The sequence below is a fragment of the Flavobacterium sp. NKUCC04_CG genome (genome assembly GCF_019345525.1).
Classification (GTDB): Bacteria; Bacteroidota; Bacteroidia; order Flavobacteriales; family Flavobacteriaceae; genus Flavobacterium.
Genome location: NZ_JAHKRA010000003.1, coordinates 125,901 through 143,395 on the forward strand (window position 1 = coordinate 125,901; position 17,495 = coordinate 143,395).

Sequence of the window (17,495 nt, forward strand, 5' to 3'; positions counted from 1 at the left end):
TTTATGGTTTATTATTTAGAAGTTGGATTAATCTTAATTATATAATTAGTATTATCAATACGATAGGAGATTCTAAAATTAGCGAAAAAATTCAAATCGTATTTTAGTACATTAAAATTATTGATATCAAAAGCCTCATCTCTTCTTAAGTTTCGATTGTACTTATTAAACAACGGCATGGTAGATAGCTTAACATCCTTCTCATCTGCTGAAGGAGCTACTTCAATGATCTCTATTCGCTCTGTCAGCAAACGTTCCAAAGCTTTTACTCGCCATGGATCACTTGCTAACAATTTCATATTATCCCGATATACTTCTTGGATCCGAGGATCAATTACCGCTGCTGTATCCACCTGCGCACTAGCACCGTAGAACATCATACTCGCAAGAAACAGAAAAACAAAACTAATTCCTTTCATTATTATAAGCTTTTTTGGTTGTTCAATAAAATAGGTATTTTCTCATTAATTTTCAGCTCGCTGTTAACACGGTTGTAATCAAATGTTAATTTTGAGTTTAAATTTCCAAATATAGCATTTCATACAATATAACTTCGTTAAATTTGAAAAAAATCAAAAAAAATGTCCCAAATAAAAACGATTGACAGTCAAAACCCCGCCATTGTTAAGTTTGTATTGCCAGACTTCATTATAAAAGGAGCGAGTTACGAGTTTAAAAATATCGATGAAACCGCGCTATCTCCGTTGGCAAAACAACTTTTTTATCTTCCATTTGTTAAAACTGTCTTTATTTCGAGCAATTTTGTTGCCATTGAAAAATTTTCAATTGTAGAATGGGCAGAAGTTAAGGATTTAGTTGCAGAACAAATACAAGCTTTTATAGAAAAAGGTGGCAAAGTGATTTTAGAACCGGAGAACCAACCAAAAAAACAACCCATTACTATATATGGGGAAACCACTCCGAATCCGGCTGTTTTAAAGTTTGTTGCCAATAAGATACTTACCAAGAAATCCGTTGAATACAAAAACATAGATGAGACGACCTCATCGCCTTTGGCTAAAGAACTGTTTCAACTGGCTTTTATCAAAGAAATATTTATTGACGAGAACTATGTATCCATTACCAAGTACGATACGTATGAGTGGCAAGAAATCACTTTGGAAGTCAGAACTTTTATTAAAAACTTTTTGGAAAACGGCAACTTAGCCGTAGAGGAAAGTTTGATTACAAACACTACGGAATCCGACAAAAAAACCGAAGCGCATTTTGATAGCCTGGATACCATCTCACAGCAGATTATCAACATACTAGAAGAATACGTTAAACCCGCTGTCGCCGCCGATGGTGGAAACATTGCTTTTCAGTCCTATGACGCCGATCAAAACACGGTAAATGTAATTTTGCAAGGCGCTTGTAGCGGTTGTCCTTCTTCTACTTTTACGTTAAAAAACGGAATCGAAAATATGCTAAGACAAATGCTTAACGACGAAAGTATTCGAGTAGAAGCTTCAAACGGATAATTTTTAAAAGAATGCTAAACATTTGAATTGACCATATAATAAATCAACTAAAAGACTGCCTCCTATTTGAGACAGTCTTTTTTTATACTCTATTATCTCCCCGTCTTTAAAATTCCTCTTCAATGAAGCGTTTTAAGCAAGACAATACTCCCTTCCAGCAGCCACCTTCTCAAATAACGTAGAATACTATAAAAACAAAAGAGGCTGCCTATAGACAACCTCTTTTAAAACCAAATTGATTAACCTTATTTTTTTACATGCAAATCAAATTCTCTAAACAACTCCAACAATCCCATAGTTGCTTTGATCAAGTCATCGGTCTCAAATAAAATAGAGAAATACAACTTACTGTTTTTAGGACTGGTTTCTGTCGTTCTTATACGTATAATCTGCTTTTGAATCAAACTGTCGACATAAATAATTAAAGTTTCTTTGTCCTTTAATAAATGTTCTATTTGAGAAAAATCTTCTTTGCTAAAAGTTCGTTCGATTTTTTCAAACAATTCTTGCAATTGACGGTCGGTACTTTTTAAATCGCGAATCTGATTAAACTTTAATTTCTTATGGTTGTTATCGACATGCGTATAACTGTTTTGCGCTATAAAGCTCACCGCCTTAACCATGTCTTGTAGATAACCCAAAGTCAATATATAAAACTTACTCGCTTCAACAGAGGTTTCGTCGAGATTCTTTACAAAGAAATACACATTTCCTTTTAGCTCTTCAATTTCTTTTTCAAGCTTCTTTAATTTTTTTCTACTCTGTTTTAATTTACTCAGTTCTTGCAGACCTAAACTGTCGATTACCGAGATATATAATTCTTTGGTTTTGCCGATTACCGTAGCAATTTGAGCAGAACTTTCAGACACAACACCTTGTATGGTTACGATATCATGGGAATTCAGTTCTGAGGCTTTAGTAGCATCTTTCTCTTTTGTCTTCTTTTGGTACTTCTTATTGCTTCTATACAACAATATTCCTACTAGAATAAATAAAGCCACCACAGCGTAAACCTCTCCTATTTTTAAAACATAGGCCGTAACAAAGGCTGCCAAAAAGGCAACTACAGCCGTTACTATCCATCCTCCTATTACATTAAAAACACCCGTCACCCTATATACGGCAGTATCTCGATCCCAAGCACCATCTGCGAAAGAGGTACCCATGGCAACCATAAAAGTAACATAGGTTGTGGAAAGCGGTAACTGCATAGAGGTTCCAATAGAAATCAAAATACTAGCCACCATTAAATTAACCGACGCCCGTACCATGTCAAATGCCGGCTCTTCTATTTTTTTATTTTTAACTTTATTGGGCTTTTCAAATTGTTTATCAATTTTCAGTTGAAGGGATTTCGGCAAAAAATAATTCACTCCCATTCCCAGATAAACCATCGCACGAACGATACCCTTAGACAAGACATTCGGCTTAAACTTTTCCGTAGTAGTACCCGTGTCTTGACGTGCCAAATTCATTTCTGTCTCTATAACGTTTCTGGCCTTTTTAGAAGTCCATAAGGTATATACCATAACCAGTCCGGCAATCAATAAGAAATAAAACGGAGCTTGAATATTATCGTTAGCCAACTCGCCCATCATATACGCGTTTGGATCTAAATTTCCCGAAGCCATAAAGAACTCATACGCTTGAAAAGCCGCTATAGGCACTCCTATAAAATTCACCAAGTCGTTACCTGCAAAAGCCAAAGCTAAAGCGAAGGTTCCAATAATGATAATTAATTTTAAAATATGAATTTTAAACACACTCATCAAAAGCTGCGACAGCAAGGTCCAGAAAACAAAGGACATCAGTACGATTTGAAATTGATGGTGGTTAATCCAGTAATAGGTTTCCTTAGATATAAAGGAAACGCCTTTTAATCCTTTTATTAAGATAAAAAAAGTAATTGCCGTAATCGCCACACCTCCAAACAGGGCTCCAAAATATTTTAGTCTTTTATCGATATGAAAGGTAAAAAACATTCTAGAGACATACTGTACCAGTGTACCTATAGTGAAAGACAATAAAACAGATAAAAATATACTATATACAATTTCGGATGCTTTCTCCGTATTGATATACTGTGGCAATGCCGCCAAAGTACCGTCGGTCATTACAATTTTCACTATAGCCAAACAAACCGCCGCTCCAAGTAATTCAAAAATAATAGAAACCGTGGTAGATGTAGGAAGTCCGAGGTTATTAAAAACATCCAACAGCAATACATCCGTTATCATAACAGCCAAGAAAATAATCATGACATCATTAAAGCTGAACATGCTGGGGACAAAAATACCACTTCGCGCAATTTCCATCATACCATTTGAAAACAACGCACCGACTAAAATCCCCAAAGTTGCGACCACCATAATGGCTTTAAATGGAACCGCCTTAGACCCTATAGCAGAGTTTAAAAAATTGACTGCATCATTACTAACCCCAACCGTTATATCGATTACGGCTAAAATGGCTAAAGCAATTAACATGATTACAAAAATCTGATCCATATACTCCTTTTTTATTCGCCTTGCAAAATTCAGGTATCGGTTTGAGTTTTACGTTAAGTTAATGTTATTAAACGATTAAACTCCCCAAAAAAAACATGGACTATCCACCGACTTTCCATTCTTTATTTCGTCTTGTATTTCTTATCTTTACCTTCTAATTAAGCCCTATGAATGAGCTATCCTCAGAATCCAGTCCGTATTTGTTGCAACATGCAGAAAACCCCATCTTTTGGAAGAGTTGGAATAAACAAACGTTACAAAGCGCTCTAGATGAGCACAAATTGATCGTTGTTAGTATAGGATATTCAACCTGTCATTGGTGCCATGTCATGGAGCACGAAAGTTTTGAGACCGAAGAGGTAGCACAGTTGATGAATTCGCATTTTATTTCGATTAAGATCGACCGAGAAGAACGTCCGGATTTAGATGCCTTTTATATGAAGGCAGTACAATTGATGACCAAACAGGGCGGATGGCCTTTAAACGTCGTGTGTCTTCCTAACGGAAGCCCAATTTGGGGTGGCACTTATTTCCCGAAAGAGAATTGGCTGGAAGCGTTAACGCAATTACACCATCTATTTAAATCAGACGAGGCTAAAATGAATGAATTCGCCTCGCAATTGCATGAAGGCATTACTTTTTTAAGCGGAATTCCACAAGCGAAGACAGTAGAAAACACATCGGATACAGAAGACCTTATCGACAAGTGGAAAAAGAGTTTTGACTGGGAATTTGGCGGCTACAGTAGAGCACCCAAATTTATGATGCCCAACAATCTTTCTTTTCTACAAAAATATGGCTACTTACACGAAGACGAATCCTTATTAAGTTATGTGGATTTGACTTTAACCAAAATGGCATGGGGCGGTCTTTTTGATACGGTACTCGGAGGTTTCTCCCGTTATTCCGTCGATCATCAATGGCACATTCCTCATTTCGAAAAAATGCTTTACGACAATGCTCAGCTTTTAAGTCTGTATGCCGATGCATACAAGCGAACTTCTGATGAATTGTATAAAAATTGTATCGAAAAAACAATCCGTTTCATCGAAGCTACTTGGGAAAATGGTGAAGGAGGTTTTTATTCCGCTCTAGACGCAGACAGCCTAACCAACGACAACCGACTGATTGAAGGCGCTTATTATTCGTGGACAAAAGAGGCCCTACAAGCCTTAATAGACAACGATTTTCCGCTATTCGAGCAGCTTTTTAACATCAATCCTTTTGGCTATTGGGAAGACGGTTTATATGTTTTAATTCAAAGTGAATCCTTAGAGATTATTGCCGCTAAAAACAAGCTTTCGCTAAGTCAATTAAAAGACAAAAAACAGCAGTGGGAGGAAATTTTATTAGAAGAACGCAACAAAAGACCCGCTCCGCGGCTTGACGACAAAACCTTAACCGCGTGGAATGCTTTATTGATTGTGGGATATCTCGATGCATATAGTGCATTAGACCAAGTGGAATACTTAGAAAAAGCTCAAAAGATTCATCATTTTATCTCCACTAAAATGTGGTCAGAAGAATCCGGTTTATACCACACGTATAAAAATGGAAAAGCGACTATTTCTGGTTTTTTAGATGATTATGCGATGTATATTCACGCCTTAATATCCTTATTCGAAAATACTTTAGACGAAACTTATATCAAACAGGCCAAGCAATTGACCGATTATTGTTTGGACGTTTTTTTTAACGACGCCCATCAGTTTTTTAATTTTAGTCAGCACAACGACCACAGCATCATAACCAATGCCATCGAAATAGAAGACAATGTTATTCCTTCATCCAATTCGTATATGGCGATGAACTTGATTAAACTAGGCATTTTATACGAGAATGCCCATTATAATAAGTTGGCAGAAAACATGGTAAACACCATTAAAACTCAAATTGATTATGCTTCCGCTTATTCCAACTGGCTTATAGCCGATCTATACCGCTCCAACCCGAGTGAACTAGCGATAACTGGTACCGATGCTTTAGTGCAAACTCAAGCTATCAAGAGGCATTTTATATCTAAAACCGCTATATTTGGTGCTACTACGGCCTCTACTTTAGCCTTTTTTGATCATCGATTCGATTCGGAACAAACTATGTTTTACTTTTGTCAAATGCAATCCTGTCAAAAGCCAGAAACGGATGCGCTGTTTTTACAAAATAAAATTTTATAATTCATGGAAAAAACCGACCAATTATTATCTAAGTACCTAGAAGCCATCATCGATTATATTCCCAACATCGTTGGTGCTTTAATCATTTTAGTTATAGGTTTGATAATTATTCGTCTGTTAAAGAAATTTGCTCAGAGAATTTTTCTAAAACAACATTTAGATCCGACTTCTATAAGTTTTTTACTAGACGGTATCATTTGGGCGCTGCGCGCACTACTCTTTATCGCTATTATATCCAAGCTCGGAATTGAAACCACATCTTTTGTTACCATAATCGGTGCCATGAGTTTGGCTATTGGATTATCTCTTCAGGGCTCTCTAGCAAACTTTGCCGGTGGTGTATTGATTATACTTTTTAAACCGTTTCGCATTGGCGATATCATCGAAGCACAGGCAGAGGTGGGAAAAGTATTGGAAATACATATTTTTTCAACCAAAATAGTGACTTATCAAAATCAAGTTCTCTATATACCCAACGGGATTTTATCCAATGGTAAAATAAAAAACTACTCTCAAAACAAGCTGCGAAAAACAGAAGTGCTGATTCAAGCACCTTTAACCAAAGACAGTGCTGTATTTATTGAAAAAATGGAAGTGTTGCTGCAAGCTAATGACCTGATAATAAAGAAACCCAACCCGAGAATTTTAATTAAAGAAGTATTGGATACCAAAATAACTTACAACATACAAGTTTGGGTTGAAAACCACAATCACACAGAGGTGTCGTCATTTATATTACAAAAAGGCAAAGAAATCTTTGCCACAATCGAATAGATAGAGATTATTGCTTTTTAGTCAACAACAAAAAATCTTTTAAATAAAAAGGTTCAAAATAAGCCACATCTTCAAAGTCATGATTCAAGTATTTCCCATAGGCTAAACCTCCCATATCCTTAGCAGACGGATACGTAATTCCGTCGTGATATACGAACATACCACCTTGTAAAACGTCTTTGCATTTTGCAGCACCATCGCCAATTAAATGTATTTTTTGTGGTTGTAAATAATCTAAAGCAGTTGGAGTTATAATCAATGCCTTAGTCTCTTCTACTCGCTCGTACTTCTGATTAAATACCGCTGTAAAAACTTCCATTCTTCGAGCGTCTATCATCGGAACAATCAAGCCATCGGCGTCCTTTAATTGCCGCGCCAATACATTTAGTGTATTAAGCCCTATTAATGGCAGCCCTAGAGCATAACACAAGCCCTTGACTGCAGATACGCCAATTCTAAGTCCGGTATATGAACCCGGCCCTTTGCTAACGGCAATAGCACTTAAATCACTGCAGTTTAAACCGGCCTGCTTTAAGACTGATTCGATATAGAGATGCAATTTTTCCGCATGACTAAATTGCGCTTCGGCCAATTCTTCATAGTACAACAATTCACCATTACCGGATAGGGAAACAGAACAATTTTTAGTAGCTGTTTCAACGCTTAATATATAAACCATTACTTTTTGGATATCTTTTTTATTTCTTCTTGTACTTGTTGCCCATTTTCCAATTCCCTATTCACAGTTGCATATGGACCTACGATAACGATGTCGCCTGCATCAAGACCTGCAATGATTTCAATATTGCGATCGTCTTGAATTCCCGTTTTAATCCATTTAAGCTTTGCAATTCCATTAGACAACACAAATACTGCTTCCTGCGGTTTTGTTTTATCTAAGTCCGTTAAAACCGCTTTAGGAGCATCACTTAGACTATCTTGCTCTGCCTTCATGACAATTGCACTGATGGGCACGGTATAAATACCTTCTTGCTTGTTGGTAACGATATCAACAGTTGCTGTCATTCCCGGTCTAAAAGGAGAATAATTAGAAGCTTTACCATCTAATAAATCTTCGTAGGACTCTTTTAATATTCTTACTTTAACTTTAAAATTGGTCACTTGGTCCGCTGTCAAGGTAGCACTAGCAGAATTAGAGATACTGGTAACAATTCCCTTAAACTCCTTTTTGAGATAAGCATCCACTTCAATTTTCGCTTCATTACCCACTTTGATTTTGACAATATCGTTTTCATTGACATCCACCTCTACCTCCATATTGTTCAAATTTGCAACGCGTAACAGCTCGGTTCCGGCCATTTGTTGCGTTCCCAAAACCCGCTCTCCCAATTCCACATCCAGTCTTGATATCGTTCCATCCACTGGAGCATAAATCGTTGTTCTATTTAAGTTATCCCTAGACTCTGTTAACGATGCTTGAGTACTTTGAACCGTATAATAGGCCGCATTTTTACCTGCTAAAGCCATTTCATAAGACGATACGACTTTGTCCCATTCCGCTTTAGAAATAACACCTTTTTCAAACAATGTTTGATTGCGATCGTAGTTTAATTTCGCCTCCTTCAATTGTGCCTCTGCTTGATTTAATCCGGCCTTACTATTGGACAAGGAAGCAATCATTCTATCTACTCCTGATTCATATAAATCTGGATTGATACGAACCAACAAATCCCCTTTTTTTACTACTTGTCCCTCTTTGACTGGCAGATCGATAATCTCACCTGATACTTCCGGTGAAATTTTAACTTCAATTTCCGGTTGAATTTTACCCGTTGCTGACACTATTTCGGTAATACTGCCTTTTTCTAACTTAAGGGTTTCTACCAATTTAACTTGACTCTTACTTCCCAACACATCTGTCTTATATAGGACCACGACAGCCAATATAGCCAAAACAACAAGTCCAATCCATATATATTTAGTTCTTTTTTTCATAAGTAGCTTTATATTTTTTATGGAAATACCGGATTACTGGTCTTCCCTTTACATTCGTTTCTATACCTAATTAATCAATTGATTTTAACAGTTATTAGTTTGTAAAAATAGGAATCCCAAAATAGTATTCCAGTATTTTTGTTTTAAAGATGTAATCGTATTTGGTACGAAGCACTTCGGACTGGGCGTTAACTAACAGGGTTTGCACTTGATTCAACTCAAAAATATTCATCAAGCCAACTTGATAACGTTCTTTTGCATATTCCAACGATAGATTTCGTGCCTCCAAAGTAATTTTTGCGGCCTCATAACTCTTTAATGAACTTTGAGTATCGGTATATGCGGTATAAACGGTTTGCTTTAATTTCAAATCGGTTAAATCCATGTCGTTTTTCACCTGTTGTAAAGCCACTCTGCTCATTCGAACATTATTTCTAGCACTCCAACCGTTAAAAATAGGAATCGTTATACCTACTCCAAAACTCTGCCCCTTATTACTATCAAACTGATCAAATAACGATTCAGGTCCTGAAATAATAGGAAGCATATTGGGTTGTACCACATTTTGACCGGTATTTTCGACCACGCCAATAACACGTGTCGGCGAGTTGGGATCCAAAGTTTGTCCAACAACCCTATCATTGTAAGCCGCACGAGTTGCAAAACTATAAAACCCCCTGATGCTAGGCAAAAAGACACCTCTCGCAATAGCAACTTCTCTTTCAGCTATAGCTACTTTGGTTTGCGCCAAACGTAAATCGACCTGAGTAACTTTGGCTTGCTCTAAGATTTCTTCTGCTGTTTTCAACAACACCTCACTAGGCGCTATTTCATAATCCTGATCGATAATATCAAATGATTGAAAGTCCTCAATTTGCAACAATTGAGCCAAGGCTAATCTGGAAATCAAAAGATTGTTTTCTGCTACTATCACTTTTTGCTGTGAATTAGCAACGGTAGCTTTTATGTCGAGTAAATCACCGGCAGGTACTACACCGGCAGTTACCAATTGTTGTGTACGACTTAATTGTTGGTTATCGTAAAGCAACTGAGCCCTATTGGTTAGCTGCAATTCCTTGTTAAAAATAATTTGAAGATAGGCATTGATTACATTCAAAGAAATATCTTCCCGCATTTTTTGAGATTGATATTGAGAAGACAACAAACTTAAACGCGATTTTAGCAATTGATTTTGATTCTGCAATCCTTTAAAAATATCAATACTCACATCCAAACCGGCTGATGTAAATTGAGTGGTTTGATTTTCCAATATTCCCGTGGTAATATTCTGATTCAGACCTAAAGTCCACGAGTGATTGGATTGTGCACTCAATGCCGGCAAAAAGTTCCCCCAAGCTGATTGCTTATTAATAAGAGCGCGATCTTGATCTAAGTCGATTTGCTTGATATCAATATTATGTTCTAAGGCATAGGAGATACAATCTTGTAAGCTCCAATTTTTATTTTGAGCGTATGTGTTGCAATTCCCCAAAAGGAACATAAAAAACAACAACCCTACAAAAGCAGCTTTAGTATGTTTAACTGTATTTTTAAAATCCATATGCAAGATACATTTTCTTATTTGACGCGAAAAACCGCTTTGCGTTACAAGTATTTAATATAAAAAAAAACCGTCTTAGAGACGGCTAATTATATCGTTTTTTTTTGTTTCTTTTTCTTCACTACTTTGTAAACAAAATATCCGACTACACCAACCAACAAATAGGGAAATATCATCAAATAAACAATCCCATCATTGACTGCCGCCGCTTGTACACCGGTTTCTTCGGTTTCCAAAGCTGCTCTACACATGGCACATTGAGCCGATACACTAACCGTAGATAAAATAAAGAATAGAAAAACTAAAATGGCGTTTTTCACAAAGGACGCTTTCATAAGCTTTTTTTTTATGGTCTTACTATATACCGTTCTAGATTAAAAACAGGAACAGCTGTATAAGGTTTATAATTTACTGTTTAATAAACATAATATGGAGAGATCATCAGATACACCACAACGCCAGTAACAGCTACGTATAGCCATAACGGAAAAGCATATCTCGCTATTTTTTTGTGCAAATCAAACTTGCCCAAAACAGCTCTTACATAAGTCACCAACACGATTGGAATAATAATAACCGACAGTATGATATGACTGATTAAGATAATAAAATACACGTTTTTCATGATGCCCTCACCCCCATAAGAAGTTGAATTGGAAGTCATGTGATAAGCGACATACATTCCCAAAAACAATACGGAACACAAGATACAAACCTTCATTAAATTTTCATGAAGTTTTCTATTGCCATTTTTAACAGCGATAACAGCCGCTATAAGCAATACCGCAGTAATACCATTGATGGTGGCATAAATAGGAGGTAAAAACGACAAGGGCTCTACATTGGGAATCTTAACTCCAAACAAAATAACAACTACTATAGGAATCACTATAGACAGTATGATGATCCAGGTATTATACCTTTTTTCTAATGTTTTATCCATTACTCTTCTAATAACAATTTAATATCTTCTTTTATCATTTTCACACCGGTGTCGTCAGTGCCATCGTAATACAAAATCGGGTTTCCAAATTCATCTTTTCTACAACGGATATTGCCTTCTTTATCAATTAAAGCAAATAAACCGGAGTGTTCAAATCCGCCAGGAACATTTTCATTAGCAGCTGCATACAAATTAAACTTTTTAGACAAGCTAAAGATATAATCGGCATCACCGGTTAACAAATGCCAGAAGGGCAACTTTACCCCTAACTCTTCTGCGTGCGCTTTTAAAGCTGCAGGTGTATCGTTGGTAGGATCAATTGTAATCGACGCCACACCAAATTTGAGGTTGCCGTAAAATTCTTTCTGAATTTTAAGCATATTTTGATTCATGATAGGGCAGATTGTTGGACACTTTGCGAAAAAGAATTCCAACACATAAACCTTTCCCTCATAATCTTTATTAGTTATGATTTTCTCATTTTGATCGGTTAGTTTAAACTCTGGCGCAGGTCCAATAACGCTTAAGTCTGCTTTTTCAAATTTTGCCACTATTTTGGGAACCGCCCAAATTCCAAAAATCAAGATGATAAACGAAATTCCGATATATGATTTATTTTTCATGAGTAACTTTTATTATTTATTAGAATCGCTAACAATTTTATTATACTTCTTAAGAGCAAGTCGGTATTCCGCAAGAATGACCTTCATATCATCCATCATTTCATTGTGTAATTCAGCCGCAGAAATGGTATTATAACCTTCTTTATACTCTTCAACTCCCTTTTTATCTTTTCCTTTTCTACCGCGAAGATTACGTTCTTTATCCAAGATATATACATTAGGAGTTCCTAAGTTTTGATCAAGCTGCCCTTGCATTTTAAACGAGTCGTAGAATTCTTGAATTTGCTCCGGTTCTAAAAACACATAATCCCATTTTTCTAAATCTGAAATGGGTTCCAATTCTTCACGAACTCTTTTCACTTCTTCTTCCGTGCCAATAGGCGCCACAAAAACAACTTGAAAATCGTTAAAATCTCTATAGCGTTTGTATATCTTTTGATCTAGGTTAAAAGCATTTCCACGGTCTCTAAACATATCCCTTCCAGGAAAACCAATCACCGTAATTTTATCTTTTAAAACAATAGGTTTCCCCGACCAGGTTTTACCTTCAGGTAATTCGTTGACCTTTTCTGTTAGGGTGGGTAGTTTTGCAAATTGGTTAACACCTGTTGCAAAAAAGAGATATGCACAAATTGGCATAATAAACAAAACTATAAGTATAGCGTACTTTTTCATATGTAAATAATATTTTCGCACTAAGGCCCTAGAATGCCGTATAAGCATTCCCCCGGTATCCATTACAACAAATACCTTTTTCTGGACACTATGCTAAGACGATAGCGCACGCTCCAAAGATACAACGCAAATGTTAAACCTCAATATAAATAGTTCAATAGTAAGTCCGCTTTTAAGCAACGAAACCGACAATTAACAAACTATACAAAAATAAAAAAAGGCGATTAATAAATCGCCTTTTAAATACTTAATATGTTATTAAAATATCCACTTGTAAATGGAGTTATGATTGAATACATCATATATATATGCACCTTCAACCAATAGCAAGGTAACTAAATAAGCAATTAAAAATGCTAGTATCCCTACAACGGACCATCTCAATGCTGCGGTCTCACCTTCTAAGTGCATGAACGCCCACATGATATAATAAGCTTTCCAAAGTGTCAATAAGATAAAAATCCAGTTTAATAAACTTAAATGAACCAGATGTGTAAAGTGTAAAACGTCTGGTTTAAAAATACCAAAAATCACCTCTACTATAGTAATCAAAGAAAGAATTACGAATACTTTCCAGATTCTCTTTGTATTTGAATGATGTGCTGTAGCTGTTGATGCCATTTTCTTAAATTTTAAAAAATTAAACTAAGTAGAAGAAAGTAAATACGAATACCCACACTAAATCTACAAAGTGCCAGTACAAACCTCCTTTTTCAACCATTTCGTAAGACCTTCTTTTTTCATAAGTTCCCAATAATACGTTGAAGAAAATCACTATATTAATCAATACTCCTGTAAAAACGTGGAATCCATGGAATCCAGTAATAAAGAAAAAGAAATCAGCAAATACTTTATGACCGTATTCGTTGTGTTTAAGGTTTGCACCTTCTACAACCATAACCGCATCATTCAAGCTTTTTTCCGAAGCTTCTCTTGACAATATTATTTTGTGTTTTGTCTCGTCCACAAATTGCGTTCTGATACGCACTGTAGGATTAGCTTCAAAACCAGCTTTTACCTCTTCCAAAGAATAAGTAGGAACCGTAGAGCCACTTATAAACCAAGCTCCCGTATTTCTTTCTTTTTGCACTCTTTCTTTATCAGCAGAAGGAATAGCGAAATCTGCCAAGGCAATTTGCTTACCGTCTTCACCAACGAATTGTAAAATAGATCCTCCTCGGGTTTCCACCGCTCCGTAAGATCCGTTAATAAAGTTTTTCCATTCCCAAGCTTGAGATCCTAAGAAGATAAATCCTCCAATAATCGTCAAAAACATGTAAAAGGCTACTTTACTCTTTTTAAGTTGATGTCCTGCATCTACGGCCAAAACCATAGTAACTGAAGAGAAAATCAAAATAAAAGTCATCAATGCCACATAGTACATTGGCGCATTTACTCCGTGTAAAAATGGAAAGTGATTAAACACCTCATCGGCAATTGGCCAAGAGTCCATAAATTTAAATCTCGAAAAACCGTAGGCAGCAAGGAATCCTGCAAATGTTAATGAATCAGACAATATGAAATACCACATCATCATTTTTCCATAGCTTACACCAAGAGGCTCATTTCCGCCGCCCCAAATTTTTTCCTTAGTAGCTGCTGTAGTAACTGTCGCTCCCATATAAAGTTGTTAGTTAAAAAGTTCCCAAATTTAAGTCTTTTTTCTATTTATAGAAAGTAAAAAACAAAAACAAATAAATCCAAATCAAATCTAAAAAATGCCAAAACATCCCACATAACTCTATTCCAAGAGTTTGACCCGAATTATACTTTTGTTTAAAATGATTATAAATTACAATTACTAGCGATATCAAACCACCAAATAGGTGGGCAAGATGCGCAATCACTACAACATACAAAAATGAGGTTGTAATGGTACTTTCACTACCCGTAAAAAAATAACCGGATTCTATAACTTGTCCAAATCCTTTGAACTGCAAAAAAACGAATAATAAACCTAATACCAAAGTAGAAATCAAGTAAATTGTTGTCTTCTTACGATCATCCACCTTAATAGCCCTCTGAGCCATTGTAATTGTACCACTACTTAGCACGATTGCTATAGTACTGTATAAAAAAGCTACCGGCAGATCAAAGTCTGTCAACCAATCTGGTCTTGACTTACTGATAACATAAGCACTAGTAAGTCCTGCAAAGACCATAATAATACTCCCCATAGCAAAAAGCAACATCACTTTGAGCGCTTTGCCTTTTTTCTCTACTTGTTCTTCAATACTTACATCCATAATTATCGCAAAAATTTATCTAATATATATATAATCTGAATCAACGAGATATAAGAAACACTGACCAACATGAGTGATCGCGCTGCTTTCTCTGTTCGAGTTCTATATAACTGTATTGCTGCGTAGAGCATCCACAAACCAGCTAAAAATACCAGTACAGCCGAAACTGGAGACAAAAACAATCGTCCCGTCAATCCCGTTGCTGGAAATATCGAAATAACAATTAACCAAACGGTATATAATATAATTTGCAAGGCTGTTTTTTTATCGCGTTTTCCAGTCGGAAGCATCGAAAACCCACCTCTTTTATAATCGTCATATAAAAACCATCCTATAGCCCAGAAATGCGGGAATTGCCAAAAAAACTGAATTAAAAACAGCGTTCCTGCCTCTATTCCAAAATTATTTGTGGCCGCAACCCAACCCAACATAAAGGGGATAGCACCTGGAAAAGCTCCAACAAAAACCGACAAGGGAGTAATGGTTTTTAAAGGGGTATAAATACTGGTATATAGAAAAATAGAAATTGCACCAAACATGGCTGTTTTCGGACTCACCACATATAAAATCACAATCCCTATAATCGTCAAAGCTACTGCCAATACAAAAGCAGCCGAAGGCTTCACACGTCCTGCTGCAATCGGTCTATTTTGAGTACGCTTCATCTTAGCGTCTAAATCTTTTTCTATAATCTGATTATAGACATTGGAAGCACCAACCATACAATAGCCACCAACAGCCAACATAGCTAAGGTCCATAAATTGACTTCACGCCAATCTAATACCGCTAAAAAATAGCCCGCAATAGTAGAAAAAACGACACTAATAGCCAAACCGGCCTTGGTCATTTCTTTAAATTCCTTAAATATAGATGTCTTGGTATCTTGTGGTGTGTTCAAAGCAGTTTTCATTTCAAATAAAAAGGGTCTGCAAATATACTCCAATTTTTAAAATAACTTCTAAAAACTGCGGTAGTTACTGTTAATCTTTATTTAAGTTTGGATTTAATAGGCCTGATTAGAATCGGAATTTTCAACAATTGCTTTTGCGGAAGAGGTTCCGAGTCTTTTTACTCCCAAAGCAATCATTTCTTCAGCATCCTGTCTGTTTCTTATTCCCCCTGCGGCTTTTACTGGTAAAGGATTGGCATTTTCCATCATCAATACCACAGCCTCAACAGTAGCCCCATTCGGTTTACCATCCGTTGTAGGATAAAATCCTGTTGAAGACTTTATAAATATTTTTTCAAACTGCCTTTCGTCAAACTTAGACAGCGCCACTTTCTTAATTAGAGTAGTTAACTGAACGATTTCTTTATTGCTCAATGCAGCAACTTCAATAATCCACTTTATGGTTTTTCCCGCATCTAAAGTCAATTGAGTACACTTCAAAATTTCTTGACGTACTTCTTCTACTAATCCCATCTGAAACAACCGATAATTAACCACAAAATCCAATTCATCCGCACCTGCTGCTATCACGCGCCTCGCCTCCTCCATTTTCTCGTGTAAACTCGCCTTCCCCTCTGGAAAATCAATTACAGTACCCACCAAGACCTTAGATTCCTGTTGATCAATATACGCTCGTGCTTGAGCAACATATTCCGGTCTTAACATGACCAACTTAAAAGACTCCTCTACAGCCTCTTCAATAACTCGACTTACAACAGCCGCATTTTCCTCTTCACTAATTCCAGCTTGGATTGCCGTTTTCAAATAGGTCGAATCCATGTAATTTTTCAAATCCATAATTCTTTAAAATGAAAAACCCCGCATAAGCGGGGTTTTGGTTATTTTTTTATTGTTGCAAATACAAATACGCATAAAAGTCCCAAAAAACTGCCTGAGCAATTTGCTAAAACATCTGCCAAATCCGCTCCTCTCGTCTCTGTGCAGCACCCTTGCAATAATTCAATAATTATCCCAAACACACTTGCACTGATAAAAACAGTAGCGTATATCTTTATCCTTGTCCATTTTTGGGCGTATAACAAATACTTAGCCCACAATATCGAAAAAACAAAATAAAAGCAAAAATGAACGATTTTGTCTTTGTTTGGAATATTAATACTGGGAACTGTCGGAATAGCACGAGCGTCTACCAAACAAGCAACTCCAATTAAAACAGTCCAGACCAATGCGATCCATAAATAAATATTACGCCCCAATTAATTCTTTATATGCTGCATCAGAAAGCAATTCTTCCACTTGTGAAAGATCTGAAATCTTAACTTTTATCATCCATCCTGCACCGTAAGCATCTGTGTTTACCAATTCAGGAGTACTCTCTAAAGTCTCATTAAACTCAATAATTTCACCTGAAAGAGGTAAAAATAAATCAGAAACCGTTTTTACTGCTTCCACTGTTCCAAAAACTTCGTCTCTGTCTAATGTTTGATCCAAAGTTTCTACTTCTACGTAAACGATGTCTCCTAACTCCTTTTGAGCGAAATCAGTAATTCCTACTGTTGCAACATCTCCTTCAATAGAGATCCACTCGTGATCTTTAGTGTACTTTAAATTAGCTGGTATATTCATTATATATTAGTTTTTAGC

19 protein-coding genes are annotated in these 17,495 nt (G+C 36.3%); 3 read left to right on the forward strand and 16 right to left on the reverse strand.

Translation table 11 applies throughout. The annotated features are described in order from the left end of the window. Positions 1-11: 11 nt before the first annotated feature. Positions 12-419 (reverse strand): hypothetical protein, encoded by a 408-nt coding sequence (locus KO524_RS03420; RefSeq protein WP_219290096.1) that lies wholly within the window; start codon positions 417-419, stop codon positions 12-14. Positions 420-581: 162 nt separating this feature from the next. Here KO524_RS03420 and KO524_RS03425 point away from each other — a divergent pair, with 162 nt between their 5' ends. Beyond that, positions 582-1,481: a NifU family protein gene (locus KO524_RS03425; RefSeq protein WP_219290099.1), complete on the forward strand. Its 900-nt coding sequence runs from the start codon at positions 582-584 to the stop codon at positions 1,479-1,481. 245 nt (positions 1,482-1,726) lie between these two features. Here KO524_RS03425 and KO524_RS03430 read toward each other — a convergent pair whose 3' ends face one another. Further along, positions 1,727-3,988, reverse strand: coding sequence for an inorganic phosphate transporter (locus tag KO524_RS03430; protein ID WP_219290103.1), 2,262 nt, complete (start codon positions 3,986-3,988; stop codon positions 1,727-1,729). 167 nt (positions 3,989-4,155) lie between these two features. Here KO524_RS03430 and KO524_RS03435 point away from each other — a divergent pair, with 167 nt between their 5' ends. Beyond that, complete coding sequence (locus KO524_RS03435; protein WP_219290106.1) at positions 4,156-6,162, forward strand: thioredoxin domain-containing protein; 2,007 nt, start codon at positions 4,156-4,158, stop codon at positions 6,160-6,162. A gap of 3 nt (positions 6,163-6,165) precedes the next feature. Continuing rightward, positions 6,166-6,936, forward strand: coding sequence for a mechanosensitive ion channel family protein (locus tag KO524_RS03440; RefSeq protein WP_219290110.1), 771 nt, complete (start codon positions 6,166-6,168; stop codon positions 6,934-6,936). Between the two features lie 7 nt (positions 6,937-6,943). Here KO524_RS03440 and tsaB read toward each other — a convergent pair whose 3' ends face one another. The 14 genes from tsaB to gcvH form a co-directional block, all read right to left on the reverse strand. Beyond that, positions 6,944-7,615, reverse strand: coding sequence for a tRNA (adenosine(37)-N6)-threonylcarbamoyltransferase complex dimerization subunit type 1 TsaB (gene tsaB / locus KO524_RS03445; protein WP_219290113.1), 672 nt, complete (start codon positions 7,613-7,615; stop codon positions 6,944-6,946). After that, the gene (locus KO524_RS03450; protein WP_219290116.1) at positions 7,615-8,892 is read right to left on the reverse strand and encodes an efflux RND transporter periplasmic adaptor subunit; all 1,278 of its coding nucleotides are present in this window, start codon (positions 8,890-8,892) and stop codon (positions 7,615-7,617) included. The genes tsaB and KO524_RS03450 overlap by 1 nt, the downstream gene beginning before the upstream one ends. A 94-nt stretch (positions 8,893-8,986) precedes the next feature. Then, on the reverse strand, positions 8,987-10,453 hold the full coding sequence (locus KO524_RS03455; RefSeq protein ID WP_219290119.1) for a TolC family protein: 1,467 nt from the start codon (positions 10,451-10,453) through the stop codon (positions 8,987-8,989). Between the two features lie 89 nt (positions 10,454-10,542). After that, complete coding sequence (locus KO524_RS03460) at positions 10,543-10,788, reverse strand: hypothetical protein (protein ID WP_219290122.1); 246 nt, start codon at positions 10,786-10,788, stop codon at positions 10,543-10,545. 80 nt (positions 10,789-10,868) lie between these two features. After that, positions 10,869-11,396 carry a DUF420 domain-containing protein gene (locus KO524_RS03465; protein ID WP_219290125.1) on the reverse strand — a complete coding sequence of 176 codons (528 nt, stop codon included), beginning with the start codon at positions 11,394-11,396 and terminating at the stop codon, positions 10,869-10,871. Continuing rightward, positions 11,396-12,019, reverse strand: coding sequence for an SCO family protein (locus KO524_RS03470; RefSeq protein WP_219290128.1), 624 nt, complete (start codon positions 12,017-12,019; stop codon positions 11,396-11,398). Before KO524_RS03470 ends, KO524_RS03465 begins: the two co-directional genes overlap by 1 nt. A 12-nt stretch (positions 12,020-12,031) precedes the next feature. Continuing rightward, positions 12,032-12,694, reverse strand: a complete 663-nt coding sequence (locus KO524_RS03475; RefSeq protein WP_219290130.1) for a hypothetical protein — start codon at positions 12,692-12,694, stop codon at positions 12,032-12,034. A 258-nt stretch (positions 12,695-12,952) separates the two neighbouring features. Beyond that, positions 12,953-13,315, reverse strand: a complete 363-nt coding sequence (locus tag KO524_RS03480) for a cytochrome C oxidase subunit IV family protein (RefSeq protein ID WP_219290134.1) — start codon at positions 13,313-13,315, stop codon at positions 12,953-12,955. Between the two features lie 19 nt (positions 13,316-13,334). Then, a complete protein-coding gene (locus KO524_RS03485) occupies positions 13,335-14,315 on the reverse strand; it encodes a cytochrome c oxidase subunit 3 (protein ID WP_219290137.1) in 981 nt (326 codons plus the stop codon). 43 nt (positions 14,316-14,358) lie between these two features. After that, on the reverse strand, positions 14,359-14,940 hold the full coding sequence (locus tag KO524_RS03490) for a cytochrome c oxidase subunit 3 (RefSeq protein WP_219290140.1): 582 nt from the start codon (positions 14,938-14,940) through the stop codon (positions 14,359-14,361). Between the two features lie 2 nt (positions 14,941-14,942). After that, complete coding sequence (cyoE, locus tag KO524_RS03495) at positions 14,943-15,839, reverse strand: heme o synthase (protein ID WP_219290143.1); 897 nt, start codon at positions 15,837-15,839, stop codon at positions 14,943-14,945. A 105-nt stretch (positions 15,840-15,944) separates the two neighbouring features. Beyond that, positions 15,945-16,688 carry a deoxyribose-phosphate aldolase gene (deoC, locus tag KO524_RS03500; protein ID WP_219290147.1) on the reverse strand — a complete coding sequence of 248 codons (744 nt, stop codon included), beginning with the start codon at positions 16,686-16,688 and terminating at the stop codon, positions 15,945-15,947. Between the two features lie 41 nt (positions 16,689-16,729). Beyond that, complete coding sequence (locus KO524_RS15485; RefSeq protein WP_219290150.1) at positions 16,730-17,107, reverse strand: VanZ family protein; 378 nt, start codon at positions 17,105-17,107, stop codon at positions 16,730-16,732. Continuing rightward, a complete protein-coding gene (gene gcvH, locus KO524_RS03510) occupies positions 17,097-17,477 on the reverse strand; it encodes a glycine cleavage system protein GcvH (RefSeq protein ID WP_219290153.1) in 381 nt (126 codons plus the stop codon). Before gcvH ends, KO524_RS15485 begins: the two co-directional genes overlap by 11 nt. Positions 17,478-17,495 lie beyond the last annotated feature (18 nt).

Bases quoted from the DNA above. Each gene is read 5' to 3' on its own strand.
- KO524_RS03420 (WP_219290096.1), bottom strand. From the start codon at position 419: ATGAAAGGAATTAGTTTTGTTTTTCTGTTTCTTGCGAGTATGATGTTC.
- KO524_RS03425 (WP_219290099.1), top strand. From the start codon at position 582: ATGTCCCAAATAAAAACGATTGACAGTCAAAACCCCGCCATTGTTAAG.
- KO524_RS03430 (WP_219290103.1), bottom strand. From the start codon at position 3,988: ATGGATCAGATTTTTGTAATCATGTTAATTGCTTTAGCCATTTTAGCC.
- KO524_RS03435 (WP_219290106.1), top strand. From the start codon at position 4,156: ATGAATGAGCTATCCTCAGAATCCAGTCCGTATTTGTTGCAACATGCA.
- KO524_RS03440 (WP_219290110.1), top strand. From the start codon at position 6,166: ATGGAAAAAACCGACCAATTATTATCTAAGTACCTAGAAGCCATCATC.
- tsaB (WP_219290113.1), bottom strand. From the start codon at position 7,615: ATGGTTTATATATTAAGCGTTGAAACAGCTACTAAAAATTGTTCTGTT.
- KO524_RS03450 (WP_219290116.1), bottom strand. From the start codon at position 8,892: ATGAAAAAAAGAACTAAATATATATGGATTGGACTTGTTGTTTTGGCT.
- KO524_RS03455 (WP_219290119.1), bottom strand. From the start codon at position 10,453: ATGGATTTTAAAAATACAGTTAAACATACTAAAGCTGCTTTTGTAGGG.
- KO524_RS03460 (WP_219290122.1), bottom strand. From the start codon at position 10,788: ATGAAAGCGTCCTTTGTGAAAAACGCCATTTTAGTTTTTCTATTCTTT.
- KO524_RS03465 (WP_219290125.1), bottom strand. From the start codon at position 11,396: ATGGATAAAACATTAGAAAAAAGGTATAATACCTGGATCATCATACTG.
- KO524_RS03470 (WP_219290128.1), bottom strand. From the start codon at position 12,019: ATGAAAAATAAATCATATATCGGAATTTCGTTTATCATCTTGATTTTT.
- KO524_RS03475 (WP_219290130.1), bottom strand. From the start codon at position 12,694: ATGAAAAAGTACGCTATACTTATAGTTTTGTTTATTATGCCAATTTGT.
- KO524_RS03480 (WP_219290134.1), bottom strand. From the start codon at position 13,315: ATGGCATCAACAGCTACAGCACATCATTCAAATACAAAGAGAATCTGG.
- KO524_RS03485 (WP_219290137.1), bottom strand. From the start codon at position 14,315: ATGGGAGCGACAGTTACTACAGCAGCTACTAAGGAAAAAATTTGGGGC.
- KO524_RS03490 (WP_219290140.1), bottom strand. From the start codon at position 14,940: ATGGATGTAAGTATTGAAGAACAAGTAGAGAAAAAAGGCAAAGCGCTC.
- deoC (WP_219290147.1), bottom strand. From the start codon at position 16,688: ATGGATTTGAAAAATTACATGGATTCGACCTATTTGAAAACGGCAATC.
- gcvH (WP_219290153.1), bottom strand. From the start codon at position 17,477: ATGAATATACCAGCTAATTTAAAGTACACTAAAGATCACGAGTGGATC.